General features: G+C 66.7%; 24 protein-coding genes. 9 read left to right on the forward strand and 15 right to left on the reverse strand.

Going from position 1 to position 26,152, the window contains the following annotated elements:
• Window positions 1-68: 68 nt before the first annotated feature.
• From ACSQ25_RS08270 to ACSQ25_RS08280, 3 genes are all read left to right on the forward strand, one after another.
• Window positions 69-608 carry a GbsR/MarR family transcriptional regulator gene (locus ACSQ25_RS08270; RefSeq protein ID WP_436105222.1) on the forward strand — a complete coding sequence of 180 codons (540 nt, stop codon included), beginning with the start codon at window positions 69-71 and terminating at the stop codon, window positions 606-608.
• The gene (locus ACSQ25_RS08275; protein WP_436105223.1) at window positions 605-1,663 is read left to right on the forward strand and encodes a TIGR01777 family oxidoreductase; all 1,059 of its coding nucleotides are present in this window, start codon (window positions 605-607) and stop codon (window positions 1,661-1,663) included. Before ACSQ25_RS08270 ends, ACSQ25_RS08275 begins: the two co-directional genes overlap by 4 nt.
• A gap of 144 nt (window positions 1,664-1,807) precedes the next feature.
• Entirely contained in the window at window positions 1,808-3,289 is a 1,482-nt protein-coding gene (locus tag ACSQ25_RS08280; RefSeq protein WP_436105224.1) for a pyridoxal phosphate-dependent aminotransferase, read from the forward strand.
• Here the strand turns inward: ACSQ25_RS08280 and ACSQ25_RS08285 are convergent.
• Together ACSQ25_RS08285 and ompR are read right to left on the reverse strand one after the other, a co-directional pair.
• Window positions 3,286-4,659, reverse strand: coding sequence for an ATP-binding protein (locus ACSQ25_RS08285; RefSeq protein ID WP_436105225.1), 1,374 nt, complete (start codon window positions 4,657-4,659; stop codon window positions 3,286-3,288). The genes ACSQ25_RS08280 and ACSQ25_RS08285 overlap by 4 nt on opposite strands.
• Window positions 4,659-5,360 (reverse strand): osmolarity response regulator transcription factor OmpR, encoded by a 702-nt coding sequence (gene ompR, locus ACSQ25_RS08290; RefSeq protein ID WP_051306146.1) that lies wholly within the window; start codon window positions 5,358-5,360, stop codon window positions 4,659-4,661. The genes ACSQ25_RS08285 and ompR overlap by 1 nt, the downstream gene beginning before the upstream one ends.
• 280 nt (window positions 5,361-5,640) lie before the next feature.
• Between ompR and ACSQ25_RS08295 the strand changes: the two genes are divergently transcribed.
• Together ACSQ25_RS08295 and ACSQ25_RS08300 are read left to right on the forward strand one after the other, a co-directional pair.
• Window positions 5,641-6,036, forward strand: coding sequence for a hypothetical protein (locus tag ACSQ25_RS08295; protein ID WP_436105226.1), 396 nt, complete (start codon window positions 5,641-5,643; stop codon window positions 6,034-6,036).
• 156 nt (window positions 6,037-6,192) lie between these two features.
• Window positions 6,193-8,052 (forward strand): flagellar assembly protein A, encoded by a 1,860-nt coding sequence (locus ACSQ25_RS08300; RefSeq protein WP_436105227.1) that lies wholly within the window; start codon window positions 6,193-6,195, stop codon window positions 8,050-8,052.
• A 12-nt stretch (window positions 8,053-8,064) separates the two neighbouring features.
• Here ACSQ25_RS08300 and ACSQ25_RS08305 read toward each other — a convergent pair whose 3' ends face one another.
• Window positions 8,065-8,565 carry a nuclear transport factor 2 family protein gene (locus ACSQ25_RS08305; protein WP_436105228.1) on the reverse strand — a complete coding sequence of 167 codons (501 nt, stop codon included), beginning with the start codon at window positions 8,563-8,565 and terminating at the stop codon, window positions 8,065-8,067.
• Window positions 8,566-8,635: 70 nt separating this feature from the next.
• The gene (locus ACSQ25_RS08310; protein ID WP_436105229.1) at window positions 8,636-9,505 is read right to left on the reverse strand and encodes a DUF817 domain-containing protein; all 870 of its coding nucleotides are present in this window, start codon (window positions 9,503-9,505) and stop codon (window positions 8,636-8,638) included.
• Window positions 9,506-9,678: 173 nt separating this feature from the next.
• On the opposite strand from ACSQ25_RS08310, the gene ACSQ25_RS08315 reads away from it, so the two are divergent.
• From ACSQ25_RS08315 to ACSQ25_RS08325, 3 genes are read left to right on the forward strand one after another with little or no spacing between them, the layout of a single operon-like run.
• The gene (locus tag ACSQ25_RS08315; RefSeq protein WP_436105230.1) at window positions 9,679-12,573 is read left to right on the forward strand and encodes a PAS domain-containing protein; all 2,895 of its coding nucleotides are present in this window, start codon (window positions 9,679-9,681) and stop codon (window positions 12,571-12,573) included.
• 9 nt (window positions 12,574-12,582) lie between these two features.
• Complete coding sequence (locus ACSQ25_RS08320; RefSeq protein WP_436105231.1) at window positions 12,583-13,209, forward strand: NUDIX hydrolase; 627 nt, start codon at window positions 12,583-12,585, stop codon at window positions 13,207-13,209.
• A gap of 57 nt (window positions 13,210-13,266) precedes the next feature.
• The gene (locus ACSQ25_RS08325; protein ID WP_436105232.1) at window positions 13,267-13,749 is read left to right on the forward strand and encodes a chemotaxis protein CheW; all 483 of its coding nucleotides are present in this window, start codon (window positions 13,267-13,269) and stop codon (window positions 13,747-13,749) included.
• A 4-nt stretch (window positions 13,750-13,753) separates the two neighbouring features.
• On the opposite strand, the gene ACSQ25_RS08330 is transcribed toward ACSQ25_RS08325, so the two are convergent.
• The 10 genes from ACSQ25_RS08330 to ACSQ25_RS08375 all read right to left on the reverse strand — a co-directional run bounded on the left by ACSQ25_RS08330 (window position 13,754) and on the right by ACSQ25_RS08375 (window position 22,972).
• Complete coding sequence (locus tag ACSQ25_RS08330) at window positions 13,754-15,721, reverse strand: ATP-binding cassette domain-containing protein (protein ID WP_436105233.1); 1,968 nt, start codon at window positions 15,719-15,721, stop codon at window positions 13,754-13,756.
• 121 nt (window positions 15,722-15,842) lie between these two features.
• Complete coding sequence (prmB, locus tag ACSQ25_RS08335) at window positions 15,843-16,733, reverse strand: 50S ribosomal protein L3 N(5)-glutamine methyltransferase (RefSeq protein ID WP_436105234.1); 891 nt, start codon at window positions 16,731-16,733, stop codon at window positions 15,843-15,845.
• Window positions 16,734-16,751: 18 nt separating this feature from the next.
• Entirely contained in the window at window positions 16,752-17,888 is a 1,137-nt protein-coding gene (gene dapE / locus ACSQ25_RS08340; protein WP_436105235.1) for a succinyl-diaminopimelate desuccinylase, read from the reverse strand.
• Window positions 17,885-18,244, reverse strand: a complete 360-nt coding sequence (locus tag ACSQ25_RS08345; RefSeq protein ID WP_436105236.1) for an ArsC family reductase — start codon at window positions 18,242-18,244, stop codon at window positions 17,885-17,887. The genes dapE and ACSQ25_RS08345 overlap by 4 nt, the downstream gene beginning before the upstream one ends.
• Window positions 18,245-18,376: 132 nt before the next feature.
• Window positions 18,377-19,525, reverse strand: coding sequence for a PilT/PilU family type 4a pilus ATPase (locus ACSQ25_RS08350; protein ID WP_436105237.1), 1,149 nt, complete (start codon window positions 19,523-19,525; stop codon window positions 18,377-18,379).
• 31 nt (window positions 19,526-19,556) lie between these two features.
• Window positions 19,557-20,384 carry a 2,3,4,5-tetrahydropyridine-2,6-dicarboxylate N-succinyltransferase gene (gene dapD / locus ACSQ25_RS08355; protein ID WP_436105238.1) on the reverse strand — a complete coding sequence of 276 codons (828 nt, stop codon included), beginning with the start codon at window positions 20,382-20,384 and terminating at the stop codon, window positions 19,557-19,559.
• A 40-nt stretch (window positions 20,385-20,424) separates the two neighbouring features.
• The gene (gene dapC, locus ACSQ25_RS08360; RefSeq protein ID WP_436105239.1) at window positions 20,425-21,636 is read right to left on the reverse strand and encodes a succinyldiaminopimelate transaminase; all 1,212 of its coding nucleotides are present in this window, start codon (window positions 21,634-21,636) and stop codon (window positions 20,425-20,427) included.
• Between the two features lie 125 nt (window positions 21,637-21,761).
• A complete protein-coding gene (locus tag ACSQ25_RS08365) occupies window positions 21,762-21,959 on the reverse strand; it encodes a hypothetical protein (protein ID WP_436105240.1) in 198 nt (65 codons plus the stop codon).
• Between the two features lie 30 nt (window positions 21,960-21,989).
• Window positions 21,990-22,631 carry a uridine kinase gene (udk, locus tag ACSQ25_RS08370; RefSeq protein ID WP_436105241.1) on the reverse strand — a complete coding sequence of 214 codons (642 nt, stop codon included), beginning with the start codon at window positions 22,629-22,631 and terminating at the stop codon, window positions 21,990-21,992.
• 77 nt (window positions 22,632-22,708) lie between these two features.
• Complete coding sequence (locus tag ACSQ25_RS08375) at window positions 22,709-22,972, reverse strand: hypothetical protein (RefSeq protein ID WP_436105242.1); 264 nt, start codon at window positions 22,970-22,972, stop codon at window positions 22,709-22,711.
• Window positions 22,973-23,081: 109 nt separating this feature from the next.
• Here ACSQ25_RS08375 and ACSQ25_RS08380 point away from each other — a divergent pair, with 109 nt between their 5' ends.
• Window positions 23,082-24,656, forward strand: a complete 1,575-nt coding sequence (locus ACSQ25_RS08380) for an FGGY-family carbohydrate kinase (RefSeq protein ID WP_436105243.1) — start codon at window positions 23,082-23,084, stop codon at window positions 24,654-24,656.
• On the opposite strand, the gene ACSQ25_RS08385 is transcribed toward ACSQ25_RS08380, so the two are convergent.
• Window positions 24,653-25,981, reverse strand: coding sequence for a diguanylate cyclase (locus tag ACSQ25_RS08385; RefSeq protein WP_436105244.1), 1,329 nt, complete (start codon window positions 25,979-25,981; stop codon window positions 24,653-24,655). The genes ACSQ25_RS08380 and ACSQ25_RS08385 overlap by 4 nt on opposite strands.
• Between the last annotated feature and the right edge of the window lie 171 nt (window positions 25,982-26,152).

Below are 26,152 nucleotides of genomic sequence, written 5' to 3' on the forward strand. Positions count from 1 at the left end.
AGTATACGCTTGACACTGTGTTCATTTTGTTCTTTAATTTCTGTATCGACAGAAATAAAGGAAATGCCATGGCCCTGAGCCCGACCGCACAGAAATTCGTGCTCCACTGGGGAGAGATGGGCACCCGCTGGGGCGTCAACCGGACGGTGGCCCAGATCCATGCGCTGCTCTACCTGTCCGAGCGCCCGCTGACCGCCGACGACATCGTCGAGACCCTGGGCGTGGCCCGTTCCAACGTCAGCAACAGCCTGAAGGAGCTGCAGAGCTGGAAGCTGGTGCGCATCACCCACGTGCTGGGCGACCGGCGCGACCACTTCCAGGCCCTGCAGGACGTATGGGACATCTTCCGCGTCATCCTGGAGGAGCGCAAGCGCCGCGAGATCGACCCGACCCTCAGCGTGCTGCGCGAATGCGCCATCGACGGGGCGGATGACCGGGAGCTCGACGCCGCCACGCTGGCGCGCATGCAGACCGTGCTGGACTTCCTCGAGATGCTCAGCGCCAGCTTCCAGGACTTCCAGCACCTGCCGCCGCAAACCTTGCAGCGCATGCTCAGGATGGGCGGGCAGGTGGCGCGCTTCCTCCCGGCCGGCAAGGACAAGCCATGAGCAGCGTACCCACCGCCACTTCAAAAGGGCATCGCCTGTCAGGCCTGGGTGATGTGCTGGCCGCCATGCGGCGCACGCGGATCGTCGCCGATGACACCGGCGCGCCGCCCCTGTCCTTCGACACGCAGGCCCGTACCGTTCTCGTGACCGGCGCCACCGGCTTCATCGGCCAGCACCTCGTGCATGCGCTGCTGCGCGACGGTCACGGGGTGATCGTCCTGACCCGTCGGCCGGAAGAAGCTGGCGGAATCTTCAACGGCAGGGTGCGCTGCATCGCCGCGATGGACGCGCTCGCGGATAGCGCCGCCGTCGACGTCGTCGTCAACCTGGCGGGCGCCCGCATCCTCGGCCAGCGCTGGAGTCCGGCGCGCAGGGAGGCCCTGCGCCGCAGCCGCATCGGCCTGACGCACCAGTTGCTCGCCTGGATCGCGCGGGCCGAGCGCAAGCCCTTCCTGCTCCTGAACGCATCCGCCATCGGCTATTACGGCATCCAGGCGCCCGGGGACGCGGCGGAGCTCGACGAAGCGGCACCGCCGCAGCCGGTGTTCATGTCCGACCTGTGCCGCGAATGGGAGGAGGCGGCGGGCCAGGCGGTGCGCTACGGCGTGCAGGTGGAATGCATGCGCTTCGGCCTGGTGCTGGGCGCGGGCGGCGCGCTGCCGATGCTGCTGCTGCCGATCCTGCTCGGCCTGGGCGGAAAACTGGGGAGCGGACGCCAGTGGCAGTCCTGGATCCACGTCGACGATGTGGTGCGCGCCATGGCGCACCGCTGGCGCCATGCGCTCCCCAAGCGGGAAAGCGCAGCGCCGGCTGCCGGGGTGAGCAACTTCACCGCGCCCGAATGCGTGAGCCAGGCGGCGTTCAGCCGGATCGCCGCGCGCATCTGGCGCCGTCCCAGCTTCATGCCGACCCCCGGCTGGCCACTGCGCCTGCTGCTCGGAGAACAGGCCGACCTGCTGCTCGAAGGCCAGCGCGTGGCGCCGCGGCGCCTGGAGCGGGAAGGCTTCGTGTTCCGTTATCCCGGCCTTGCGCAGGCGCTGGCGAGCCTGAAATAAGGCCGGTTTCATGCTGCCTGCATGGGCGCGCAATCGTGCGACCGGCTCCATCCCGACTCAGTAGACTGCGCGAAGGTTTGCGATTGCCCCGGGGCAAAATTTCATCCCGCATTCCTTCGTGAAGACATGAGTGAGAGACACGCGATGACCCAGCTAAACCAAGCACTCGAACGCCCCACGGTCCCGAACGACACCCCGCATCTGCGCAGCCACATCCAGGCGGCCGCCGAACACCTGCAGAACGATTCGGAAGAGATGCGCCAGTGCTCGCCGGAGCAGGTGCTGTACCACGACTACATGCAGGCCGGAGCGCCGCACGGACCGGCGCTGTATGCCGTCAAGGGCGAGCACTGGAACGGCGTCAGCCCGGCATTCCTGGACTTCATCAACAGCTTCCGCTTCGGGCGCGGCGACATGGGGTATGCCGAATCGGGTTACGGCATCCAGCGCCACCGCAATTTCATGCGCCGCCTGATCGTCAGCGAGCACCACCTGGGCGAACGCAGGCCGGCAGCGGGGCTCGACATCGACGTCGGCTGCCTGGCGATGACGACCCGGATGGCGATGTACGACATGGCCAAGGTCGCGCTGCGCCACGCGATGGAGCATGCGCCCGGAAAGACCCCGGTGGCGCTGGTGCCGACCCCGGCCTGGGACTACCGCGGCATCTTCAGGGACGTCGGCTTCGAGGTCGTGTTCCTGCCGCTCGGGCCGCGCAACGGCTGGCTGCCGGACCTGCGCGAATGGGAGGCCATCGTGCGCGATACGCTCGCCGACGGCAGCCGCCAGATCGCCATGGCCGTGAGCAATCCCCAGCACAACCCGACCGGCATGCAATGGCCGGTGGAGGTGACGCGCTACCTGCTCAAGCTCTGTGCCGCCCAGCGCGGCTTCCTGCTGCTCGACGACGCCTACTACTGCGTGCACGACCCGCGCGCGCCCGTCGTGAACCACCTGAAGGCCCTGCTCGAGGCCTTCGACGACAAGGACGGCAAGGGTGACGCCGGCGTCCTGGCCCGCTCCGGCATGTTCGAACGCTGGGTCGCCACCCGGCCCTTCGGCAAGCAGTTCTCCTGCAATACGATGGGCGTCGCGGCCATCACGACCTCGCCGAAAATGCTGCGCCACCTGAACCGCGAATCCTGGATCAACCGCTACCACACCAATACCCACAATGCGGAGCTGATGTGCGCCTGGCTGGCCACCCCCGAGGCGGCCGACTGGACCATCGAGACCGGCCTGTTCTACACCCGCCAGAAGGAACTGGTGCGCGCGCGCCTGAAGGAGCGCATGGGGTGGTCGGACGCGGGGCTGTGCGTCGGCCCTTCGACCTCCTACATGCTGATCGAGATCCCGGGGGTCTACCAGGACACGAACGGCGGCATCGACCGCTTCCGCGACGACCTGTTCTTCGCCACCGGCACCCTGGTGTCGGCCTCGCTGTTCAACCAGACCGCACCGGTGCCTTACGTGCGCCTGCACCTCGGCAGCCATCCGGACGTGATCGAGGAATTCCTGCGGCGTTGGGAAGCCGCCGGCCTGCGTTACGACATGGCGCAGACCTTCGGGGGCAGGGAAGCGCTGGCACGGCCGGTGGCGCCGCCGGTGTTCCGGCAGCAGGCCTAGCCGGCCAGCGGCAGCGCCAGCTGCAGCAGCAGGCCGCCGCCTTCGCGGTTGCTGACCGTGAGATCGGCGTTGTGGCGGGTGAGGACGCGTTCGACGATGGCCAGTCCCAGGCCGGCGCCGTTGGCCTGGCCGCGCGCGCTGTCCAGGCGCGTGAAGGGTTTCAGCAGCTGGTTGATCTGGTCGTCCGGCACGCCCACGCCGTGGTCGCAGATCTCGATCACGGCGCGCCGTCCGTGGCCGGTTGCCTTTACCCGTAATATGATCGCGATCTCGGTAAAGTCCTGGCCCGGCGTCTTGCCATACTTGCGCGCGTTCTCGATGATGTTGTTGACCACGCGCCGCAGGTCGGTCGCATTGCCCATCACGTGCACGCCCGGCATCAGGTCGACCTGCACCCGCAGGTCGCGGATGCGGCCTGCTTCGCGGCCGATTTCGGCCAGCATCTCGGACAGGTTCACCGCAACGAAGGTGGCGGCATCGGTCGGCTTGGCGTAGTCGAGGAACTGGCCGATGATGGCGTCCATCTGGTTGATGTCCGACTGCATGCCTTCGCGCGCATCCTGGGGCAGCTTGGCCATCTCGACTTCCAGCTGCATGCGCGCCAGCGGGGTGCGCAGGTCGTGCGATATGCCGGCCAGGATCACCGCGCGGTCCTTCTCGACCTGGGCCAGGTCGTCGACCATCTGGTTGAAGCTGCGGTTGGCCTCGATGATCTCCTGCGAACCCTTCTCGGGCAACGGCGCCGGCTTTTCGCCCTTGGCGATGGCGCGCGCGGCCGCCGTCAGGCGCGCCAGCGGGCGGTTCACCAGCGAGGAGATGAAGGCCGCGCCGATCAGGGACAGCAGGCCCACCAGCGTGGCCCAGCCCAGCCATTGCACCCGCGTCAGGCCGGCCAGGCGCTCGCGCTCGAGCATCAGCCAGTATTCATCTTCATCGATGTTGAAGCTGATGTAGAAGCCCGGCACCCCGTTCACGCCGCTGGAAAAGCGGGTCTGCTTGCCCAGGCGCTCGCGCACGATGGCCGCGATCTCGGGCATCAAGGGATTGTTCGGCGGCGGCTCGACCAGGTCGTCCTCGTTCAGCGTCAGGACGCGGATGCCTTCGTTGGAGACCAGTTCGAGCAGCAGTTCCAGGCGCTGCGCAGGCGCCGAGTGGATCAGGGCGGCCCTGGTGATGGTGACCGCCGACACCACCAGTTCGGCGGTCTGCTGGACCTGGGGGCCGCGCTGGAACACGCTGATCATGCCGATCCACGAACCCATGGAGGCCGCGGTGAGGGCGGACATCAGCAGGAAGGTGCGCCAGAACAGGCCGCTGCGGTACCAGGCGAAACGCGCGGCGCGGCGCGCCGCGGAAAATGGTGCGAACACTAGCGCGGCTGTCCTTCAGGGATGAACACATAGCCCAGGCCCCAGACGGTCTGGATGTAGAGCGGGCTGGAAGGATCGGGCTCGATCAGCTTGCGCAGGCGCGAGATCTGCACGTCGAGCGAGCGGTCGAAGACTTCGTACTCGCGGCCGCGCGCCAGTTCCATCAGCTTCTCGCGCGACAGCGGCTGGCGCGCATGGCGGGCGAACACCTTCAGCACCGAGAATTCGCCGGTGGTCAGGGGCACCGTCTCGCCGTTCTTCTTGAGGGTGCGGGTGCCCAGGTCGAGCACGAAGTCGCCGAACTCGAAGGTCTGCGGGGTTTCGCTCGGCGCACCCGGGATTTCGTCCGGGCCCTTGCGGCGCAGGACCGCGCCGATGCGGGCCACCAGCTCGCGCGGGTTGAAGGGCTTGGGCAGGTAGTCGTCGGCGCCCATCTCGAGGCCGACGATGCGGTCCACGTCCTCGCCCTTCGCGGTCAGCATGATGATCGGGGTCTGGTCGCCGGCACCGCGCAGGCGGCGGCAGATCGACAGGCCATCTTCTCCCGGCAGCATGAGGTCCAGTACCAGCAGGTCGTAGCGCTCGCGCAGCCACAGCTTGTTCATGGCCGGCGCGCTTTCGGCGGTCACCACCTGGAAGCCCTGTTCGGTGAGGTAGCGGCGCAGCAGGTCGCGCAGGCGGACGTCGTCGTCCACCACCATGATCTTGGCGGAGTGTCCGCCCTGGCTGCCGGGCGTGGCGCCCGTCGGGCTGCTGCCCGTATTGTTCGTCGATGCGTTCATATGGAATCCAGAATTGTCAGAAGCATGTCGCTATGGTAACGTGTTATCGCTTGAACATCTCGTTCCAATGGCTCAGCCATTACATTAAGTTACAAACTTTACCCATTCGGTCTTACACCTCGGACGCTATGCACATACACTGGCTGCAAGTGGAAAACACAGCTTATCTGTTTATATGGCATCGCGGAAGAGGAACACTATGAACAACGTGCTCACCAAAAACCAGGCAGTAGGAGCAGCGGCAAGCGGCGACCGGCTGGCGCGTTTCGTCAGGCACGGTGTCGTCGCCTGCATGCTGGCCTGCACTGCCGCCGGCGCCATGGCGTCCGGCCAGGACCGCGGCCCGCGCCGCGAAGAGATGCAGCAGCGTTATGACACCCGTGCGCAAGACCCGCGCTACGATCAGCGTGCTCAGGAGATGCGCGAGGAAGCCCGCCGCATGCAGGAGCAGGCCATGCGCGAGCAGATGCGCGAGCAGCAGATGCGCGACGAGGGTGGCCGCCGCGGCCGCATGACCCCGGACGAGCGCAGCGACCTGCGCCGCCAGATCAACGAAGCCAACCGCGACCTGTACCCGAACGCACGCCGCCGCTGAGCGCAGCGGCTTGCCTGACCGACGGCGCCCGAGGGCGCCGTTTGTCATTCGAACTCCCCCATTGGAGGGTTCCCTTCGGGATTGCTGTTGCCATATGTTTATTTAATTACCGCAACATGCTATCGTAAGGACACCTGATCAGACTGGGAGTGCGCCGTGTCCAACCAAGCAGTACCTGGCGCCGAGGCCTGCATCGCCCGGCAGCCGGATGGCGTGTATTGTGACGTGGCCGCGCTCGGCCCGGTGCTGCTCGCAGCGGTTGATGCCATCCTGCTTCGCAACCAGGTCTTCTCCCGCCTGAATTACCCGGTCCTGATCAAGGCGCTGTTCGGCCATGGCCCCGAGCTGCCGCGCAATGCGCGGGGCGAGACCGTGGTGCGCCTGGCCGACGACATCCTGCCTTTCGATCCCAGCCGCCGCAGCCTGTACCGCGCGGTGAAGATCGCCGACGGCCAGGCTGAATATTATTTCGAACCCGTGTTCCTGCCGGATGAAGAAGGCGTTGAACAGCCGACCCGGCTCGACATCGACGAGTTCATCGCCGACATGTGGATGAAGGGCATCCGTTTCGGCATCGATGTCGACACCGTGCAGGCCGCCATCGGCGCGGGCGCGGCGGGCCGCATGGTGGTGGCGCGCCGCCTGGCCCCGCTGCCGGGGGAGGACGCGCGCGTGGTCGAGGTCTCGAACGAACTGCACCGCAGCGACGCTCCGCGCCAGCTCGCCAACGGCAAGCTCGACCTGATGAGCTTCCAGAACCGCTTCCCCCAGGTCCAGCGCGGCATCCGCCTGCTGCGCAAGCTGCCGCGCGTCCACGGCGAGCCGGGCTTCGAGCTGTCCGGCATCGCGCTGGCCCCCGAGCTGCCGTCCGACCTCGAACTGGCCGACTGGAGCGGCCCCGGCACGACCGTGGACCGGATCGCCGAGGGCGAGTTCGTGGTGGCCATGCAGGAGGGCTTCCTGAACGTGGAAGGCAACCGGCTGTCGGTGGGCGACAAGATCGTCAGCCACGACGGCGTCAGCGCGAGGACCACCGGCAACCTGCAACTGGAAGGCGATTACGAGGAATTCGGCGAGATCCAGGAAAACCGCGTGGTCGAGGGCGAGAGCATCACGGTGCATGCCGACGTGTTCGGCAACGTGGTCTCGCGCGGCGGCGTGGTCTGCCTGAACCGCAACCTGATCGGCGGCAGCGCGCGCAATGCGGACGGCCCGATCCACGTGCTGGGCGTGGCCTCCGGCGCCACCATCCAGAGCGCGAACGGGGAAGTGCGCCTGCAGCGCGCCGAGAACTGCACCGTCTCCGGCAGCAAGGTGACGGTGGAAGAAGCGGTCAATTGCGAGATCGTCGCCGACGAGGTGGTGATCGGCAAGGCCGAAGGCTGCGCCGTCGCCGCCAGGCGCATCGCGATCGAGTGCGCCGCCCCGCGCGGGCACAGCGAAATGCGGGTGTTCGTGATGCGCCCCGATTGCAGGCGCATCGAGGCGGCGATCGGCATGATCCGCGAGCGTGTCGAACAGTTCGGCCAGCTCTCCGCGCAGCGCCGCGCCGCCATGGCCGCGCTGACTGCCCAGCCGGAAGTGAGCAGCTACGTCAAGCTGGCCGGACGCGTGCGCAAGGGCGAACTGGTGCTCACTCCCGAGCAGCAGCCGGCCTTCAAGAAGCTGGCCGCCGGCGTCGCGCCGGCACTCAAGCAGATGGCCGCGCTGTCGCAGGAGATCAAGGACCAGGAGGCCGAACAGCAGTCCGGCATGGCGCTGCTGGCGCGGCTGGAGGCGCAGCGCGCGGAGCACAGCGGCGCGGTCAGCGTCGCCATCGGGCAGGTGAGCGGCGACATATCGGTGCGCGCGCTGGACGTGGAGCCGGACGGCGCCGAAGCGGAACGCGGCAGCAATTACAGGCTGGCGCCGCGCGAAATCAAGGCGCGCCTGCGCGACGCCAGCGGCGCCGAACTGCTGTTCGCCGGCAGCAGCGGCAGCTTCGACTGGAGCACGGCGGACGCTTCCGCCTGCTGAATCCCGTCCCGCTCAGTTGCAGGGACAGTCGTCCTGCGCCGGCCGGATCTCGGTAGTCTGGTGGAAGGTGTTCTTCCAGCCGTCCGGCTGGTTCACCCAGACCCGGACGAAGCGCGCACGGAAGTGCCTGGCCGCGGCGCCGGCCTGCTGGGAGCGGAAGATGCCGGTGACCAGGGCTGCGCTGCCGCCGTCGAGCACCTGCACTTCCATCGATTCGACCTCGTATACGCGGAAGCGCAGGTCCTCGCGCTCGATCGCCGTGAGCAGCTCGGTCTTGCTGCGTATCCGGCCGCGGCTTTCGACGTGGTGGTACTGGCGGTCCATCAGGTGGCGCAGGGTGGCGGTGTCGCGCAGGCGGATGGCGTTGGCGCGCTGCCGCTCGAGCATGGTGAGCAGGGCCCGGACCTCGGCCTCGGCGCCCGCGGGGCGATCGGCCTGGGCCGCGGTGGCGGGCATGCCGGCCGCAAGCTGCAGGATGGCCAGGCAGAGGATGAGCTTGAACAGCGGCTTCATGAAGTTACCTACGAATCCTACGATAGCGCCGGCACGGGTGTGCCGCGTGCCGCCATCATAGCAGTCCCCCTCAGGCCCGCGCCACGTGGATCTTTTCCTTGATGTGCTTGAGGTTGGCCACGATGGTGAAGGTCATGATGACCAGCAGCGACCACGAGCTCCACTTGCTCACATGGACCACCGACCAGGCGCCCAGCTGGTTGGGGTAGCGCCACACGCCCCAGAAGGTGCCGATGTTCTCGGCCAGCCAGATGAAGAAGCCGATCAGCACGAAGGCCAGCAGCAGCGGCATCTTGCGGTCGCGGTCGAGCGGCCGGAACACCACCGTGGTGCGCGAGTACAGGCCGAGCGCGCAGGCCGCCAGGTACCAGCGGTAGTCGCCGATGTAGTGGTGGGTGAAGAAATTCAGGTAGATCAGGATCGCGATGGTCCAGGCCATCCAGTGCGGCGGATGGTGGCGGATGCGCAGGTCGAACAGGCGCCAGGCCTGCACGATGTAGCTGCCGATCGCCGCGTACATGAAGCCCGAGAACAGCGGCACGTCCAGCACCTTGGTGTACGCGAAGTCCGGATAGGCCCAGGACTGGATGGCGCCGGAGACCTTGAAGGCTTCCAGCGCGAAGCCGATCGCGTGGAACAGGCAGATCGCCTTCAGCTCGTCCATCGTCTCCAGCCCGGAGCGGACCATCCACAGCTGGATCGCCAGCGCCACCAGCAGCAGCACGTCGTAGCGCGGGATGCCGGACACGCCGGTGCGCGGCGTCAGCATCATGGCGGCGAAGAACAGGCCCACGAACAGGCAGGCGCGCGCATTCTTGAACCCGAACCAGAGAAACTCCACGCCACCGCGGCGCCAGCCGCCCAGCTGGCGCGGCCGGGTGTCGAGCAGGACGTTGTCGAGCGCAAGCGTGATGGGGGCGGAGCCGGGCGTCTTGTTCATGTTGTTGGCATCGTTGTTCTTCCCTTGGCGGCAGGCCGGGGAGGTCAGCCGATCTTGTCACAGAAGGGTTGCCGAATCAATGCCGCGCAGCGAAAACGATGCCTGCTCGTAACGAAATCTTGTCAAAATAGATACGAGTAAAATAGCTTGTCATCATCTACCGTTCCCGGATCATGGCGCTCCACGACCTCGCCTACCGCGCCCTGTTTGACGCGTCGCCGAATCCCTACCTGGTCCTCGACCGCCAGCTCAACATCGTCACCGCCAACCGCGCCTACCTGGCCTCGACCGGGCGTTCGCTGGACCAGATCGCGGGACGCCAGGCCGGCGAGGCATTTCCGTCCGACCCCGACACCATGCGTCACATGCTGGCCTCGTTCAAGCGGGTGCTGCGCAGCGGCCGGCCGGACACCATGGCGCTGCTGCGCTACGACATACACCGGCCCGATGCGGACGGAGGCGGCGTGGCGACCCGCTACTGGACCATCACCCACTTGCCGGTGCTGGACGAGACGGGCGAGGTCGTGCTGGTGTTGCAGCATCCGATCGACGTCACCGGCCTGGCGCGCATGCGCGAGGCCGCCGGCATGGCGCTGGACGGCGACACGCCGCTGCTGGCCGAGCAGACCGGCCTGATCGACCGCGCCCGCGACGTCCAGGAAGCCAACCTGCACCTGCGGGCCGACGTCGCGCGCCTCCAGACCCTGTTTCTGAAGGCGCCGAGCTTCATGGCCGTGCTGCGCGGCCCGGACCACGTGTTCGAGTTCGTCAACGAGGCGATGGTCGAGCTGCTCGGGCCGCGCGGCTACATCGGCAAGCCGGTGCGTGCGGCCCTGGCGGAACTGGCGGACCAGCGCCTGTTCGAGGTGCTCGACGCGGTGTTCGCCTCGGGCAGGGAATACCTGGCCTACGACATCCCGATCCAGGTCCGGCGCGCAGCCGGCGCCGCGCTGGAGCGGCGCTACATCAACGTGATCTACCAGCCGATCGTCGAAGACAGCGTCATCGCCGGCATCTTCGTCGAAGGCACCGACGTCACCGGGCAGCACCTGGCGCGCCGCACGGTCGAGATGCAGGTGGCGCGGATGAAGCAGGTCGAGCGCCAGCAGGCCTTCCAGCTCGCGCTGGCCGACCGCCTGGCGCCGCTGGTCGCGGTCGAGGACATCATCGGCGCGGCCAGCGCGCTGCTGGGCGAGACGCTCGGCCTGGCGCGCGTGCTGTTCGCCGAAGTGCGCGAGCCATCCGGCGCGGCCACGGTGCGGCGTGACTGGTGCCGCGCGGACGTGGCCAGCATCGCGGGGATCGTCACCACGCTCGAGGCCTTCGGTCCCAGCCTGGCCGAGGACCTGCGCCACGGTAACGACGTGGTGGTCGCGGATGCCGCCCAGGATCCGCGCACGCTCGGCGTGTACCCGGCCTACGAGGCGATCGGGCTGCGCGCCCTGGTCACCCTGCCGCTGATCAAGGCCGGAGAACTGCGCATCGTCCTGAGCCTGCACAGCGACGTAGCGCGCGCCTGGACCGAGGAAGAGGTGTGGATGGCGCGCGAGATGGCCGAGCGTACCTGGGCGGCCGTCGAGAACGCCGGCGCCCAGGCCGAGCTGCGCGTCGAGCGCGACCGCTCCCAGTACATCTTCGACAGCATGACCGAGGGCTTCGCGCTGGTCGATACGGACTGGGTCATCACCAGCATGAACGGCGCCGGCGTCCAGCTGGTGGGACGCCCGGAAAGCGAGGTGGTCGGCCACGACCACTGGGAAGTGTTCCCCGAGTCGGTCGGCAGCGAGGTCGAACGCATCTGCCGCGAGGTGATGGCCACGCGCGCGGCCGGCACCGTCGAATACGCGTATCCGCTGCCCGGCGGCGGCCGGCTGTGGATGGAAGTGCGGGTGTATCCGGCCATGGACGGCGGCCTGGCGATCTTCTTCCGCGACATCACCAAGCGCCGCGACGCCGAGGAACAGCTGCGCCTCGAAGCCCAGCGCAAGGATGAATTCCTGGCGATGCTGGCCCACGAGCTGCGCAATCCGCTGGCGCCGATCGGCGCCGCCGCCGAACTGCTGGCGCTCGGCCGCCTCGATGCCGACGGCGTGCGCCGCACCAGCGCGATCGTGGCGCGCCAGGTCGGCCACATGACGAGCCTGATCAACGACCTGCTGGACGTGTCGCGCGTCACGCGCGGCCTGGTGGCGCTGGCCTGCGAGCCGGTGGACGTCAAGGCCGCCATCGCCGACGCCCTGGAACAGGTACGCCCGCTGGTCGAGGCGCGCCGCCACCGGCTCGAAATGCAGCTGCCGCTGGAGGACGCGAGCGTCGAGGGCGACCACAAGCGGCTGGTGCAGGTGCTGGCCAACCTCCTCAACAACGCGGCCAAGTACACGCCGGACGGCGGCCACATCGTGGTGCGCATGGAGGTCGATGACGGGCACGTGACCATGAAGGTCACCGACAACGGCATCGGCATGACGGCGGACGTGCAGCGCAGCGTGTTCGATCTGTTCACCCAGGCCGAACGTACCTCGGACCGCTCCCAGGGCGGGCTGGGGATCGGCCTGGCGCTGGTCAAGAGCCTGGTCGAGCTGCACCGCGGCAGCGTGTCGGTGCACAGCGACGGGCCGGGGCAGGGCAGCCGCTTCTCGGTCTGCCTGCCGCGCGCCGCGGCGCCGGTCCCCGGTGCGCCCGACGAAGCGAGCCGGCGGCAGCCGGCGGCGGCGAGCGGACGGCGGGTGCTGGTGGTCGACGACAACGTCGATGCGGCCGAGCTGCTGGGAATGATGCTGGAGGGGGCCGGCCACAGCGTACACATCGAACACCTGTCGCAGGGCGCCTTCGATTACGCGGGTGCGGCCATGCCGGACGCCTGCATCCTCGACATCGGCCTGCCCGACATGGACGGCAACGAGCTGGCGCGCCGGCTGCGCGCACTGCCGCAGATGCGCGGCGCGCTGCTGGTCGCGGTCACCGGCTACGGCCGGCCGCAGGACCGCGAGGCCGCGCTGGCGGCCGGCTTCGACCACCACCTGGTCAAGCCGGTCGACATCCAGCAGCTGCTCGACCTGCTGGCGTAGAATGGCCGCATGACCGTCATCCATCCGAAGAAGAACGATAGCGGCGTCCCCGTGGTGCTCGCGTGCCCGACCCCGGCCACGCCCATGGCGCACTGGCTTGATCCGGGACAGGTGGCCACCGTGATCCCGCAAGGCGCGCTGCCCGCCGCCCTGAACGGCATCTCCTTCGGGGTATGGAAGGATGCGCCGCGGGACGACGCCGGCTGGGCCGCGCTAGCTGGCCGGGAAGGCTTCGAGGAACCCGACTTCGTGCCCGCGCCGGACAAGCGGGTGGCGGCGGGCGTCGTCATCCTCGAAGAGGACGGGCGGCTGTGGGTGGTGCACCCGTCGAACGCCTTCGGCGGCTACAGCGCCACCTTTCCGAAAGGGACGCTCGACCCGGGCATGTCCCTGCGCGCCACCGCGATCCGCGAGGCGCACGAAGAAAGCGGCATGCGGGTGGCGCTCACCGGCTTCCTGGCCGACCTGACCCGCAGCCGCAGCCGGACCCGCTACTACCTGGGCCGGCGCCTTGGCGGCTGCCCGTCCGACATGGGCTGGGAAAGCCAGGCGGTCTCGCTGGTGCCGCGCGCGCTGCTGGCGAAGCTGCTGGTCAATCCCAACGATGCCCCGCTCGTGGCAATGCTCGGGAAGTGAGTAGTTGACTACAGTCAACATTTCGGAAGGAGCTCGCCCTTAGGATAGGTGGTGCCGATGAAAGGAACCACCATGTCGAACCACATTCCCGCTCTTTCTGGACCCCAGCAGTTCCTCGGTTTCACCCTGGGCGGGCTCGACTATGGGCTCGACTATGCCGCCGTGCAGGAACTGAAGGTATTCCGCTCGCTCGAGCGCTTTTCCAGCGACGGCGAGATCATCGGCGGCGTGGCCTTGTCGCGCGGCGTGATCATGCCGGTGGTCGATTTGCGGGCCGCATTCGCCCCCGGCTTTTCGCTGCCGGAGCCGGATACCGACGTGGTGATCGTGCGCGTGCCGGCCGGCGTGGTCGGGGTGGTGGTGGAGCGCGTGACCGGCGTGGTGCGCCTGCATCCGGAGCAGGTGGTGCCGCTGCCGGACGCGCAGTTCGATGCCGACTACCTGATCGGGCTGGGCCTGGCCCGGGGACGGCGCCTGATCCTGATCGACATCGGGCGCCTGATGTCGGTGGCGCCCGCGGAACCGCGCCAGGTGGCTTGAGAACTCAGGCGGCCAAGCCTTCCAGCTGCTCCTGCAGTTCCAGCCATTCGGACTCCAGCTGCTCCAGGTCGCGCACTGCAAAGGCCTGGTCGGCCACCAGGATCTTGAGCTTGTCCTTGTTCTCGGCTTCGTAGATGCCCGGGTCCAGCAGCTGGGCGTCGATGTCGGCCTTCTTCGCGTTCAGCTTGGCCATCTGCTCCTCGAGGCGCTTGACGCGGTTCTCGATCGGCTTGCGCAGGGCCGCGAGGCGCTGGCGCGTTTCCGCTTCCTGCTTCTTCTGTTCCTTGCGGTCGACCGGCGCAACGATCTGTACCGGTGCCGCCGCCTTCGGCGCCGGCAGGGTGTCGGTGCCCTTGCCCAGCTTGGTCTGGAACAGCCATTCCTTGTAGTCGTCCAGGTCGCCGTCGAAGGGCTGCAGCTTGCCGTCGGCGACGATGATGAACTCGTCGGTGGTGGCGCGCAGCAGGTGGCGGTCGTGGGAGACCAGGACCACGGTTCCCTCGAACTGCGCCAGTGCCATGGTCAGGGCCTCGCGGGTCTCGAGGTCGAGGTGGTTGGTCGGTTCGTCCAGCAGCAGCAGGTTGGGCCGCTGCCACACGATCAGGGCCAGCGCCAGGCGCGCCTTCTCGCCGCCGGAGAAGGGCGCGATCGGGCTGCTCACCATCTCGCCCGGGAAGTTGAAGCTGCCCAGGAAATTGCGCAGTTCCTGTTCGCGCACGGTCGGCGCGATCTTCGCCAGGTGCCACAGCGGCGACTCGTCGTGGCGCAGCATCTCGACCTGGTGCTGGGCGAAGTAGCCGATCGACAGTCCCTTGCCGAGCGTGGCCTTGCCTTCCAGCGGCATCAGTTCGCCGGCGACGGTCTTGATCAGGGTGGATTTGCCGGCGCCGTTCACGCCCAGCAGGCCGATGCGCTGGCCGATCTGCAGCGAGAAATTCACGCGCTTGACGATGGCCTTGCCGCCCACCTTGTCGCCGTGCTCGTCCAGCAGCGGATAGCCGGCGTCGACGTCTTCCAGCACCAGCAGCGGGTTCGGGGCCGACAGCGGGTCGCGGAACTCGAAGGAGAATTCGGCGGCGGCGCGCAGCGGCGCCAGTTCTTCCATCTTGGCCAGGGCCTTCATGCGGCTCTGGGCCTGGCGCGCCTTGGTGGCCTTGGCCTTGAAGCGGTCGACGAAGGATTGCAGGTGGGCGCGGGTGCGCTGCTGCTTTTCAAAGGCGGCGGCGGCCAGCACCAGGTGGGCGGCGCGCTGGCGCTCGAAGGCGCTGTAGTTGCCCGAGTAGCGCTTCAGCTTGCGCTCGTCGATGTGCACGACCACGTTCACGATCTCGTCGAGGAAGTCGCGATCGTGCGAGATGATGATCAGGGTGCCCGGATAGCGCTTGAGCCAGTCTTCCAGCCAGATGATCGCGTCCAGGTCCAGGTGGTTGGTCGGTTCATCCAGCAGCAGCAGGTCGGAAGGGCACATCAGCGCCTGCGCCAGGTTCAGGCGCATGCGCCAGCCGCCCGAGAAGCTCGCCACCGGCTGCTGCATCTGCTCCAGCGAGAAGCCGAGGCCGATCAGGAGCTGCTCGCCGCGCGACTGCACCGTGTAGGCGTCGGCATCCAGCAGCAGGCTGTGGAGTTCGCCCAGGCGCATGCCGTGGTCGTCCGCATCCGGATGCGCTTCCAGTTCGTCCAGCTCGGCCTGCAGGCGGCGCAGGTTGACGTCGCCGTCAATCGCGTACTCCAGCGCCGGACGGTCGAGGGCCGGTGTCTCCTGCGCCACGTAGGCCATGCGCCACTTGGCGGGGAAATCGATCGCACCCTGGTCGGGGTGCAATTCGTTCCTCAGCATGGCGAACAGGCTCGATTTGCCGGCGCCGTTGGCGCCGATCAGGCCGATCTTGTCGCCCGGGTTGAGGGTGAGGTCGGCGTCCTCGAGCAGCGGCTTGGTGCCGCGCATCAGGCTGACGTTCTGGAAACGGATCATTGCGTAGTTCTGTCTATGTAGGGTGGGCGGGTCTCCCGCCCGCGCGTTCAACTAAAGGATGCGTTGCCACAGTGCGTCCGGGAGTTGAACGCGCGGGCGGCGAAGCCGCCCACCCTACGGATTATTGCGATTGAAGTTGTTCGGCCGTAAGCAGGAACACGGCATCATCGCCGGCACTGGTGGTCAGCCAGGTCAGGCCGAGATGCCCGAAGGCGGCTTCCGTGAAATCGCGCTCGTTGCCGATCTCGACCACCAGGATGCCTTCCGGCGTCAGGCGTTCGGCGGCGCCGGCGACGATCTTGCGCACCAGGTCCATGCCGTCCTCGCCGCCCGCCAGGGCGATCTGCGGCTCGCGCAGGTATTCCGGCGGCAGCTTGCCCATCGAGCTGCTGTTGACGTAGGGCGGGTTGGTGACGATCAGGTCGTACTTCTTGAACGGCACATTGGTGTACAGGTCCGATTCGATCGGGTTGACCCGGCCTTCCATCTTGTACTCGCGGATGTTGTGCTCGGCCACGGCCAGCGCATCCTTCGAGATGTCGACCGCATCGACCACGGCGTTCGGGAAGGCGTCGGCCATCATGATCGCCAGGCAGCCGCTGCCCGTGCACAGTTCCAGCACGTTCTCGACGGCGTCCGCGTCCTGCACCCAGGGGCTGAAGGTCTGCGGGATCAGTTCGGCGATGAAGGAGCGCGGCACCAGCACGCGCTCGTCCACGTAGAAGTGGTAATCGCCCAGCCAGGCTTCCTTGGTGATGTAGGCGGCCGGCACGCGTTCGCTGACGCGGCGCTCGATCACTTCCATCACCTGGATCACTTCGTCCGGCAGCAGGCGGGCGTCGAGGAAGGGATCGAGGCGGTCCAGCGGCAGCTTGAGGGTGTGCAGGATCAGGTAGGCGGCTTCGTCGAAGGCCTCGGCGCTGCCGTGGCCGAAGAACAGCTTGGCGCCGTTGAAGCGGGTGATCGCATAGCGCAGCAGGTCGCGCGGCGTGCTGAAAGTGGTATTGGTCATGGCCTTCTCCCGGTTGTGTTACTGCGCCAGCAGCTGTTCCAGCGTGCGGCGGTAGATGTTCTTGAGGGGATCGATGTAGCGCAGCTCGATGTGTTCGTCGATCTTGTGGATGCTGGCGTTCGGAGGCCCGAATTCTATCACCTGCGGGCAGATGCGGGCGATGAAGCGGCCGTCCGAGGTGCCGCCGGTGGTCGACAGTTCGGTCTGCACGCCCAGCTCCTCGCGGATCGCGTCGCACAGGGTGTCCGACAGGGTTCCCTTGGGCGTCAGGAAGGGCTGTCCGGACAAGGTCCACTGCAGCTCGTAGTCGAGGCAGTGGCGGTCGAGGATGGCGTGCACGCGCGCTTCCAGGCCGTCGGCGGTGCTGGCGGTGGAAAAGCGGAAGTTGAAGTCGAGGCTCAGGCTGCCCGGGATCACATTGGTGGCGCCGGTGCCGGCCTGGATGTTCGAGATCTGCCAGCTGGTCGGCGCATAGTACTCGTTGCCTTCGTCCCAGCTTTCTGCGGCCAGTTCGGCCAGCGCCGGCGCAGCCTGGTGGATCGGGTTGCGCGCCAGGTGCGGATAGGCGATGTGGCCCTGGACGCCCTTGATCACCAGGTGACCCGAAAGCGAGCCGCGGCGGCCGTTCTTGATGGTATCGCCCAGCACGTGCACCGAGGTGGGCTCGCCCACCAGGCAGTAGTCGAGCGTCTCGCCGCGTTCTTCCAGGCGCTCGCAGACCACCACGGTGCCGTCCACGGCCGGGCCTTCCTCGTCGCTGGTGATCAGGAAGGCGATCGAGCCCTTGTGGTCCGGGTGGGCCGCGATGAACTCCTCGCAGGCGACGACCATGGCCGCGATCGAGGTCTTCATGTCGGAGGCGCCGCGGCCATACAGCTTGCCGTCGCGCCGGGTCGGCACGAAGGGGGCTGAGGTCCATTGATGTTCGGGACCGGACGGCACCACGTCGGTGTGGCCGGCGAACACGAACACCGGCGAAGTCGTACCCTTGCGCGCCCACAGGTTGGTGACGCCCTTCGATTCGATGGTCTCGCAGTGGAAACCGAGCGGCGCCAGCAGCTCGATCAGGCGCTGCTGGCAGCCCTTGTCGTGCGGGGTGACCGAATCGAGGGCGATCAGCTCTTCGGTGAGGAGCAGGGTGCGCGAGGGTTTCATGCAGCGGCCTTGAACTTGGCGTCGTACATGTCGGCCGAGAAGCCGACCGAGACCGGGCCCACGCCGGCCAATACCGGACGCTTGATGACGGAGGGGTTTTCCAGCATCAGTTCCAGCGCTGCGGCCTTGTCGCTGACTTGCGCCTTGCGCTCGTCGGGCAGATTGCGCCAGGTCGTGCCCTTGCGGTTGACCAGGGTTTCCCAGTCGAGCTGTTCGAGCCAGCCGGCCACCAGTTCGCGCGTCAAGCCCTGTTTCTTGAAGTCATGGAACGTGAAGTCGTGGCCCTTGTCGGCCAGCCAGGTGCGGGCTTTCTTGACGGTGTCGCAGTTGGGGATGCCGTAGAGGGTCGTGGTCATGTTGCGTCAATCCTTGCGCCCGCGCGAACGCGCAGGCCGATGGTATTTTGGAAAGGCGGGAAGGATAGCACAGCACGCCCCTGCGAGGATTCTACACAGGGGCGTTTTTCCGCAGCGGACGGAAGAAACGGCTCAGCTATTCAAGGTGAATTCGGTAAACGACGCGCCCGGCGGCTCGTCGCCCGGTTTCTTCTGTTGCTCTTCCGGCTGCACCTGGCTGTCCGGCCCATTGTTGAGCAGCCAGAGCAGGTTGGTGGCCGAATCCGCATTCGCCAGCGCTTCTTCCTGGCTCACCAGGCCGTCCTTGACCAGCTTGAGCAGGGCGGTCTCGAAGGACTGCGAGCCCGGCGACAGGCTCTTGTCCATCGCTTCCTTGATCTGGCCGATCTCGCCTTTTTCGATCAGGTCGGCGATGTAGCGGGTATTCAGCATGACTTCGACCGCGGCCTGGCGCTGGCCGCCGGCGGCCGACTTGATCAGGCGCTGCGAGACGATCGCCTTGACGCTCGATGCCAGGTCCTGCAGCAGGGCGGCGCGGTTCTCGATCGGGTAGAAGCTGATGATGCGGTTCAGCGCGTTGTAACTGTTGTTCGCGTGCAGGGTCGCCAGCACCAGGTGGCCGGACTGGGCATAGGCCAGCGCCGCCGCCATGGTTTCCTTGTCGCGGATCTCGCCGATCAGGATGCAGTCCGGGGCCTGGCGCATCGAATTGCGCAGGGCGGTGCCGAAGCTGGTGGCGTCGCTGCCGATCTCGCGCTGGTTGACGATCGACTTCTTGTTCTTGAACAGGTACTCGATCGGGTCTTCCAGGGTCAGGATGTGGCCGCTGCGCTGTTCGTTGCGGTGGTCCAGCATCGAGGCGATGGTGGTCGACTTGCCGGAGCCGGTCGCGCCCACGATCAGCAGCAGGCCGCGCTTTTCCATGATCAGCTCGGACAGCACCGGCGGCAGGCCCAGTTCGCCAAGCGGCGGGATATTCGCCGGCACGAAGCGGAACACCGCCGAGATCGAGCCGCGCTGGCGGAAGGCCGACAGGCGGAAGCGCCCGAGGTTGGCGACCGAGACACCCAGGTTGAGCTCATTCTCGCGCTCGAGTTCCTGCATCTGCTCGGGCGTGGCGATCTCGGACAGCAGCGAGACGATGTTTTCCGGTTCGAGACGATGCTGGTTGATCGGGATGAGGTTCCCGTTGATCTTGATGTGCACCGGCGAATTCACGGCGAAGAACATGTCGGAAGCGTTCTTCTCCTTCATCAGCTGGAACAGGCGGTCCATGGCCATGTCATCGTCTCCTTTGTCGTCCGGGGTCGGCTTAGTCGCCGCGCAGCAGCTCGTTGATGCCGGTCTTCGAGCGGGTCTGCGCATCGACGCGCTTGACGATCACGGCGCAGTACAGGCTGTACTTGCCGTCGGCGGACGGCAGGCTGCCCGACACCACCACGGAGCCCGACGGCACGCGGCCGTAGGTCACTTCGCCGGTTTCGCGGTTGTAGATCTTGGTCGACTGGCCGATGTAGACGCCCATCGAGATCACCGAGTTCTCTTCGACGATCACGCCTTCGACGATTTCCGAACGCGCGCCGATGAAGCAGTTGTCTTCGATGATGGTCGGGTTGGCCTGCATCGGTTCCAGCACGCCGCCGATGCCGACGCCGCCCGACAGGTGCACGTTCTTGCCGATCTGGGCGCAGGAGCCGACGGTGGCCCAGGTGTCGACCATCGCGCCTTCATCGACGTAGGCGCCGATGTTGACGTAGGACGGCATCAGCACCACGTTCTTGCCGATGAAGCTGCCGCGGCGCGCGACTGCCGGCGGCACCACGCGGAAGCCGCCCTTGGCGAAATCTTCCGGGGTGTAGTCGGCGAACTTGGTCGGGACCTTGTCGTAGAACTGCATGCCGCCGCCACCTGCCACCGGCACGTTGTTCTCGAGGCGGAAGGACAGCAGGACGGCCTTCTTGATCCACTGGTTCACGACCCAGCTGCCGGTATCCTTCTGCGCCACGCGCAGGCTGCCGTTGTCGAGGCCTGCGAGCACGTGGGCGACCGCGTCGCGCACTTCCGCGCTGGCCTTGGACGGGCTGATTTCCGCGCGCTGTTCCCACGCGGTGTCGATGATGTTCTGGAGTTGTTGGGTCATGAGGATTCTCTAGTTAAGGTGTATTCGGTGGTGCTGCCAGTCACAAGCCCTTGCAGAACTCGACGATGCGGTTGGCGGCCTCGAGTCCTTCGTCGACGCTGGCGACCAGCGCCATGCGGATACGGTTGCGGCCCGGGTTGAGGCCGTGCGCTTCGCGTGCAAGGTAACTGCCTGGCAAAACCGTCACATTATATTCGGCGTACAGGCGGCGTGCGAACTCGGTGTCCGACAGGCCGGTGCGGCGCACGTCGGCCCACAGGTAGAAGCCGGCGTCCGGCAGCTCGACGTCCATCACCTGTTTCAACAGCGGGGTGATGAGCTGGAACTTCTCGCGGTAGAGCGCGCGGTTCTCCTGCACGTGGTGCTCGTCGTTCCAGGCCGCGATCGAGGCCGCCTGGATCGGCGGCGACATCGCGCCGCCGCAGTAGGTGCGGTAGAGCAGGAACTTCTTCAGCAGCTGAGGGTCGCCCGCGACGAAGCCCGAGCGCATGCCCGGCACGTTCGAGCGCTTCGACAGGCTCGAGAAGACGACCAGGTTGGCGTAGGGGCGGTTACCTTCACTGCGGCCCAGCTGGTGCGCGGCTTCCAATGCGCCCAGCGGCGGGGTCGCGCCGAAGTAGATCTCGGAATAGCATTCGTCGGCGGCGATCACGAAGCCGTGGCGGTCGGACAGCTCGAACAACTGTCGCCAGTCCTCGAGCGTGAGCACGGCGCCGGTCGGGTTACCCGGCGAGCAGACGTAGAGCAGCTGCACGCGCGCCCAGATGTCATCCGGCACGCTGCCGAAATCGGGTGCGAAGTTGCGGCCGGGTTCCGAGTTGACGTAATAGGGCGTGGCGCCGCTCAGGTAGGCCGCGCCTTCGTAGATCTGGTAGAAGGGGTTGGGGCTCATCACCAGCGCGCCGCTCTTGCTGCCGTCGACGATGCACTGGGCAAAGGCAAACAGCGCCTCGCGCGAACCATTCACCGGCAGCACCATGGTGGCCGGGTCGACGGCCGGGATGCCGTAGCGCCGTTCCAGCCAGCCCGCGATCGCCACGCGCAGCGGCTCGCCGCCGTGGGTGTTGGGGTAGACGGCCAGGCCCGCCATCGCATGCATCAGGGCTTTTTCGATGAAGGCGGGCGTCGGGTGTTTCGGTTCGCCGATGCCGAGGCTGATCGGACTGAGTGCGGCGTTCGGGGTAACGCCGCTGAACAGCTGGCGCAGCTGTTCGAAGGGATAGGGGTGGAGCTGGTCGAGATGTGGATTCACGTCTGTCACCGCGGTGAGCGGCCTGTTCGCTTTGGATATTCAGGCAATTATAGCCTTTGCACGCTGAAGCGATGGATGGCTGCCCAGCTTGCGACCGGGCAGCCGCCGCACGAACGGGTGAGGGTTCAGGCCAACGCTTCTTTCGCGGCTTCCTCGGGCGTCAACCCGTCGTAGAACTGGTCCATGAACCACTCGACCTGCTCTTCGATATGGTCCTGCGCCTGCTTGACGGTCGCGCCGCCTGCTACCAGGAAACCTTCGACTTCGATGCACCACTGGATGAAGGCCAGGGTTTCTTCGTCGAGTTCTTCTTTCTTTGCCATACCATTCCTTATTGCTGCATTAAAAAAACATCAGGGGCGCTGCAGCTGGCCGATGACGCTCGCTACCTTGGTGGTGATCACGTCGACTGCCGGGCCATTCGCGCCGTGCGGCAGGATGACGTCGGCGTGGCGCTTGGTCGGCTCGATGAATTGCTTGTGCATCGGGCGTACGGTTTCCAGGTACTGGCCGACGATGCTGTCCATCGAGCGCCCGCGTTCGGCAATATCCCTTTGCATGCGGCGGATGAAGCGGACGTCGGCAGCGGTGTCGACAAAGATCTTCAGCGACATCATGTTGCGCAAGTCCGCGTCGTACAGGGCAAACAGGCCCTCGATCACGATGACCGGGGCTGGCTTGACCGGAATGGTCTTGTCGGAGCGGTTGTCGATCGTAAAGTCGTACTCCGGCATCGCGATCGTTTCGCCATTGCGCAAGGCCTGGACGTGCTGTACCAGCAGTGGCCAGTCGAAAGCTTGCGGGTGATCGTAATTCTGCTTGCGGCGGACTTCAGGGCTGAGATCGGACTGGTCGCGGTAGTAATCGTCCTGCATTACGACCGAGACCATCTCGGCGCCGAACGACGCCAGCACCTGCTGGGTCACCGTCGACTTGCCGCTGCCGCTGCCGCCGGCGACACCGATGATAAACGGCTGGGAAGTAGTCTCATTCATACCCGCATGATACCGGAGCGGCGGCCGAACCGACAGGGGCGGGCCCAGTAGAGGCTCGAACCTTGCGTAGTGCGAGCTTAGCGGTCGATGTACAAATTCTCGGTAGCAGCTTTCAATCCGGCATGCGGCAGGAACCCATCCGAAATGGTCAGGATCGCGTGCAGGTTATTCCTCAGCTTTTCCAGTTCGATGTCGCCCGGCTTCAGCGCCGTCTGCAGCAGGTGGAGCGCCATATCCGCCAGCAGCAGGCGCTGTTTCTCGCGCCAGGCGTCCGGATCGTCCCGGGTGGCCGGGTGGCGCAGGTAGCTGTCTTCGACGGCGCCATGGATCTCCCAAGCCATCCGCGTCAGTTCGTTTCTTTTATTGTCATTCATGTCGGCAATACGCTTGAGGACCAGGGCTTATTCTGGCTTAATCGGCAATGGCTGTACATAACAAGAGAAAAGAGACATGCGGCATACCATGCGCGAACCCCTGATCCTCGCCATCGACAATGGCACCCAGAGCGTGCGCGCCATCCTGTTCGACCTGAAGGGCGACATCGTCGCCAAGTCCCAGGTCCCGCTGCTGGATTACACGAGCGCGCATCCCGGCTGGGCCGAGCACGAGCCGGACGGCTTCTGGCAGGCGCTGTGCCAGGCGTGTCAAGCACTGTGGACCCAGCCGGGAGCCGAGCGCGCCCGGATTGCCGGCGTGGCGGTGACGACCCAGCGCGGGACCGTGATCAACCTCGACCGCGAGGGCAGGCCGCTGCGCCCGGCCATCACCTGGCTCGACCAGCGCCGCACCGAGACCGTGCCGCCGATCGGCCCGCTGTGGCGCACCGCCTTCAAGCTGGCGCGGGTCGACGGCACCATCGACTACTTCCGCGGCGAAGCCGAGATCAACTGGATCCGCGCGCACCAGCCCGAGGTCTGGCAGGCGACCGATAAATTCCTGCTGCTGTCGGGCTACCTGAACTGGCGCCTGTGCGGGCGCTTCGCCGATTCGTCCGGCTCCCAGGTGGCTTATCTGCCTTTCGACTACCGCCGGCGCAGGTGGGCCGGCCGGCGCGACTGGAAGTGGCAGGCGCTGGCGGTGGAGCCGCACATGCTGCCCGCCCTGCAGGAGCCCGGCACCCAGCTGGGCGTGATCGGCGCGCAGGCGGCGCTGGAGACCGGCATCCCGCAAGGCCTGCCGCTGCTAGCCGCCGCCGCCGACAAGGCCTGCGAAGTGATCGGCGCCGGCTGCAGCACGCCCCAGGTCGGCTGCCTGAGCTACGGCACCACGGCGACGATCAACACCACCACCACCCGCTACCTCGAGGTGACGCCCTTCGTGCCGCCCTATCCGGCGGCGGTCCCCGGCGCCTACAGTACGGAAGTGCAGGTCTTCCGCGGCTACTGGATGGTCAACTGGTTCAAGGAGCAGTTCGGCCACCACGAGCAGTCACGCGCGCTGCTGGAGGACGTGGCGCCCGAACACCTGTTCGACGAACTGGCGAACGCAGTGCCGCCCGGCTCGCTGGGCCTGATGCTGCAGCCCTACTGGACGCCGGGCATCCGGGTGCCGGGGCGCGAGGCCAAGGGCGCGATCATCGGCTTCGGCGACGTGCACACCCGCGCCCACGTCTACCGCGCCATCCTGGAAGGGCTGGCCTATGCGCTGCGCGAAGGGAAGGAAAGGATCGAAGGGCGCGGCGGTGCCCGCATCCTGGAATTGCGCGTGTCGGGCGGCGGCTCGCAAAGCGACGCGGCGATGCAGCTCACCGCCGACATCTTCGGCCTGCCGACCGCGCGCCCGCACGTGTACGAGACCTCGGGACTGGGCGCGGCGATCGACGCCGCGGTCGGGCTGGGCCTGTATCCGGATTTCGGGACGGCCATCAAGGCCATGACGCGGGTGGGCAGGGTGTTCGAGCCGATCGCGGCAAACCATGCGGTCTACGACCGCCTGTACCGCGAGGTCTACCTGAAGATGTACCGCCGGCTGCAGCCGATGTACCGCGATATCGCCCGTATTACCGGCTACCCGCAGCGTTTCTAGCGCGCCAGCGCGCGCTGCATCGCGTCCCAGGTGTAGCCGCCTTCGACCGAACGCACCTGGTTGCGCCCGGCCGCCTTGGCATCGTACATGGCGCGGTCGGCGGCCAGGAACAGCGAGTGGATGTCGTCGAACTGGGTCGGTACGAAGGTGGCCGCCCCCACGCTGACGGTGACGAAGTCGGAGGTCGACGAGCGCGGATTCGGCACGCGCAGGCGTTCGATGGCGGCGCGGATCGATTCGGCGATCTTGGCCGCGCCCGGATGCGGGGTGTCCGGCAGCAGCAGCACGAATTCTTCGCCGCCATAGCGCGCCGCCAGGTCGGTCGCGCGCAGGGCATGCGCCTGCAGCGAGCCCGCGACCGCCTGCAGGCAGACGTCGCCGGCCGCGTGGCCGAGCAGGTCGTTGTAGAGCTTGAAGTGATCGACGTCGAGGACCAGCAGCGACAGCGGCCGCGCGGTACGGATCGCGCGCTGCCATTCCTTCTCCAGGCAGGCGTCGAACTGGCGCCGGTTGGCGATCCCCGTCAGGGGGTCGGCCAGGGCCGCTTGCTGCAAGGCGGTCTCGGAGCGCTTGTGGTGGCTGATGTCGTGCAGCAGGGCGACATAGAGCTGTTCGCCCGAGGCCATCGGCGACAGGTTGAGGTCCATCGGACGCAGGCTGCCGTCGGCTTGCTGCAGCAGTACCTCGCGCGTGCCGCGGCAGCGCTCCAGCAGGGCGGCGTCACGCCGGTCGAAATAGGCGGCATAGTCGTTCGCCGCGGGCTCCGCCAGCAGCGCGGCCAGGGGACGGCCGGCCAGTTCGGTCTCCTTGCATCCCAGGAAGCGCTCGCTGGCCGGATTGGCATACTGGATACGTCCGTCCGCGCCGACCAGCATCAGGCCTTCGTCCATGCCTTCGACGATCATGCGCAAGCGGCGGGTCTGGCGTTTCTGGTGTTCGCTGCTGGACTGCATCTGCAGCTGGGAGCGCACGCGCGCCCGGACTTCAGGCAGGCGCACGGGCTTCGAGATGTAGTCGACCGCGCCATGGTCGAAACCGGAGACGACATCGTCGGTGGTGCTGCAGCCGCTGATGAAGATGACGGGAATACCGGTCGTTTCCGGATGCGCCTTGAGATGGCGGCAGGTTTCGAAGCCATCCATGCCCGGCATCAGGACGTCGAGCAGGATCAGGTCGGGCTGCACGCGCTCGGCCAGTGCGATGGCCCGCTTGCCCGAGTTGGCGACGAAGGTGTGATAGCCCTCGCTGCGCAGCATTTCGTTGAGCAGGTCGAGACTGTCCGGCGCATCGTCGACGATCAGGATCGTCGTCTGGCGGACAGGCATCGAAAACGCTGGGCAAGGGGAATTCATACGATCGCTAAGTTGCCGAAAAGTAAGGCTGCGAACGATGATACTCCCATCGGAGTGACTTGTGGATATTATGTTGCCTAATATCCACTTGTCATGACAGAAATGCAAAACCGCCGGGCGGGCCGGCGGTTTGTCATGAAGGCC

The sequence above is a fragment of the Massilia sp. LjRoot122 genome, assembly GCF_964252725.1.
Lineage (GTDB): Bacteria > Pseudomonadota > Gammaproteobacteria > Burkholderiales > Burkholderiaceae_D > Telluria.

Excerpts from the sequence above, each read along its gene's own strand:
- ACSQ25_RS08345 (WP_436105236.1), bottom strand. The coding sequence starts at position 18,244 with ATGACCACGACCCTCTACGGCATCCCCAACTGCGACACCGTCAAGAAA.
- dapD (WP_436105238.1), bottom strand. The coding sequence starts at position 20,384 with ATGACCCAACAACTCCAGAACATCATCGACACCGCGTGGGAACAGCGC.
- ACSQ25_RS08315 (WP_436105230.1), top strand. The coding sequence starts at position 9,679 with ATGGCGCTCCACGACCTCGCCTACCGCGCCCTGTTTGACGCGTCGCCG.
- ACSQ25_RS08275 (WP_436105223.1), top strand. The coding sequence starts at position 605 with ATGAGCAGCGTACCCACCGCCACTTCAAAAGGGCATCGCCTGTCAGGC.
- ACSQ25_RS08375 (WP_436105242.1), bottom strand. The coding sequence starts at position 22,972 with ATGGCTTGGGAGATCCATGGCGCCGTCGAAGACAGCTACCTGCGCCAC.
- ACSQ25_RS08270 (WP_436105222.1), top strand. The coding sequence starts at position 69 with ATGGCCCTGAGCCCGACCGCACAGAAATTCGTGCTCCACTGGGGAGAG.
- dapE (WP_436105235.1), bottom strand. The coding sequence starts at position 17,888 with ATGAAACCCTCGCGCACCCTGCTCCTCACCGAAGAGCTGATCGCCCTC.
- ompR (WP_051306146.1), bottom strand. The coding sequence starts at position 5,360 with ATGGTGGTGGACGACGACGTCCGCCTGCGCGACCTGCTGCGCCGCTAC.
- ACSQ25_RS08305 (WP_436105228.1), bottom strand. The coding sequence starts at position 8,565 with ATGAAGCCGCTGTTCAAGCTCATCCTCTGCCTGGCCATCCTGCAGCTT.
- ACSQ25_RS08365 (WP_436105240.1), bottom strand. The coding sequence starts at position 21,959 with ATGGCAAAGAAAGAAGAACTCGACGAAGAAACCCTGGCCTTCATCCAG.
- ACSQ25_RS08380 (WP_436105243.1), top strand. The coding sequence starts at position 23,082 with ATGCGGCATACCATGCGCGAACCCCTGATCCTCGCCATCGACAATGGC.
- ACSQ25_RS08330 (WP_436105233.1), bottom strand. The coding sequence starts at position 15,721 with ATGATCCGTTTCCAGAACGTCAGCCTGATGCGCGGCACCAAGCCGCTG.
- ACSQ25_RS08320 (WP_436105231.1), top strand. The coding sequence starts at position 12,583 with ATGACCGTCATCCATCCGAAGAAGAACGATAGCGGCGTCCCCGTGGTG.
- ACSQ25_RS08385 (WP_436105244.1), bottom strand. The coding sequence starts at position 25,981 with ATGCCTGTCCGCCAGACGACGATCCTGATCGTCGACGATGCGCCGGAC.
- ACSQ25_RS08295 (WP_436105226.1), top strand. The coding sequence starts at position 5,641 with ATGAACAACGTGCTCACCAAAAACCAGGCAGTAGGAGCAGCGGCAAGC.
- ACSQ25_RS08280 (WP_436105224.1), top strand. The coding sequence starts at position 1,808 with ATGACCCAGCTAAACCAAGCACTCGAACGCCCCACGGTCCCGAACGAC.
- ACSQ25_RS08310 (WP_436105229.1), bottom strand. The coding sequence starts at position 9,505 with ATGAACAAGACGCCCGGCTCCGCCCCCATCACGCTTGCGCTCGACAAC.
- ACSQ25_RS08350 (WP_436105237.1), bottom strand. The coding sequence starts at position 19,525 with ATGGCCATGGACCGCCTGTTCCAGCTGATGAAGGAGAAGAACGCTTCC.
- prmB (WP_436105234.1), bottom strand. The coding sequence starts at position 16,733 with ATGACCAATACCACTTTCAGCACGCCGCGCGACCTGCTGCGCTATGCG.
- udk (WP_436105241.1), bottom strand. The coding sequence starts at position 22,631 with ATGAATGAGACTACTTCCCAGCCGTTTATCATCGGTGTCGCCGGCGGC.
- ACSQ25_RS08325 (WP_436105232.1), top strand. The coding sequence starts at position 13,267 with ATGAAAGGAACCACCATGTCGAACCACATTCCCGCTCTTTCTGGACCC.